The sequence below is a fragment of the Agrobacterium sp. CCNWLW32 genome (assembly GCF_037083425.1).
GTDB lineage: Bacteria > Pseudomonadota > Alphaproteobacteria > Rhizobiales > Rhizobiaceae > Agrobacterium > Agrobacterium radiobacter.
Genome location: NZ_JBAOJM010000036.1, coordinates 1 through 1271, shown reverse-complemented (window position 1 = coordinate 1271; position 1271 = coordinate 1). Strand labels below are relative to the sequence as shown.

At 58.9% G+C, this 1271-nt stretch carries 1 protein-coding gene; it reads right to left on the bottom strand.

The window, feature by feature from the left end; genetic code table 11:
* Positions 1-18 precede the first annotated feature (18 nt).
* A protein-coding gene (locus tag V6R85_RS25985; protein WP_111817771.1) for an IS3 family transposase occupies positions 19-1208 on the bottom strand; the annotation gives its coding sequence in 2 pieces (ribosomal slippage) (positions 19-956 and positions 956-1208; 1191 coding nt in all).
* Positions 1209-1271: the final 63 nt, after the last annotated feature.

The window sequence follows — 1271 nt, the reverse complement described above, 5'->3', positions numbered from 1 at the left end:
TGACCTGCCACTGAACTTTCATCCAGCGGCGACTAGAGCCCCGGCGGTTTTGAATACGCCAACAGGCGCGGTGTGAGCAACCGGCGGAAATGCGAAGCTTTCATCTTGCGCAGCGTTGGAGCCGGTTGCGGCGATGGTCCCGGCAAAGTCCGCCGGGGTTTGGTATCCGAGCGATGAGTGCGGCCGAAAAGTATTGTAATCGTCCGCCCATTCAGCAATGGCGCTGCGGGCGTGATCGAGGCCGAAGAACAGGCTTTCATTGAGCAACTCGTCGCGCATGCGACCGTTGAAACTCTCGACATAGCCGTTCTGCATGGGCTTTCCCGGCGCGATGTAGTGCCATTCGACCTTGTGATCCTTCGACCAGGCGAGGATGGCATTCGAGGTTAGTTCGGTGCCGTTGTCAGAGACAATCATTCCTGGCTTGCCGCGTCGTTCGATCAGCGTCGTCAGTTCTCGGGCGACACGTCGCCCAGAGATAGATGTGTCCGGGATCGCTGCCAGGCATTCGCGCGTCACGTCATCGACAATGTTGAGGACGCGGAATCGTCTGCCGCAGGCGAACTGGTCGTGGACGAAATCCAGCGACCAGCGGGCATTGGCCTTCGCTTCAACCAGGATCGGTGCACGCGTGCCGACCGCACGCCGCCGGGCTTTGCGCTTGCGAACGGAAAGACCTTCCTCGCGATAGAGCCGGTAGATGCGATTAACGCCGGACGGCTCTCCGTCCCGCCGAAGCAGGACGAACAGTCGCCGGTATCCGAAACGCCGTCGCTCATTGGCGAGGTCGCGCAGCTTCGCCCGCAATTCTACCTCCGGCGGTCGGCAGGACCGATATCGCACCATCTTCCGATCCGCAGATATAATCTGGCAGGCCCGCCGTTCCGAAAGACCCATGACGGTCTTCAGATGCGTGACGGCGTCGCGTTTGGCGGCGGGCCCTACCATTTTTTTGCAAGAAGCTCGCGAAGTGCGGCTGCATCCAACATCTGTTCGGCCAGCAGCTTCTTCAGTCTCGCGTTCTCGTCTTCAAGTGCCTTCAGCCGCTTCGCCTCGGAGACTTCCATGCCGCCGTATTTGGCTTTCCAATTATAAAACGTTGCTTCTGAAATTCCGTGCTTGCGGCAGAGGTCGGCCACCTTCGCGCCAGCCTCCTGCTCCTTCAGCACCGCAATAATCTGCTCTTCCGTAAATCTCTGCTTCTTCATTCGTCCGTCCTTTAATGGGCCGGACTCTAATCCAATCTGGAGGAAATTCGCAGTGGCAGGTCA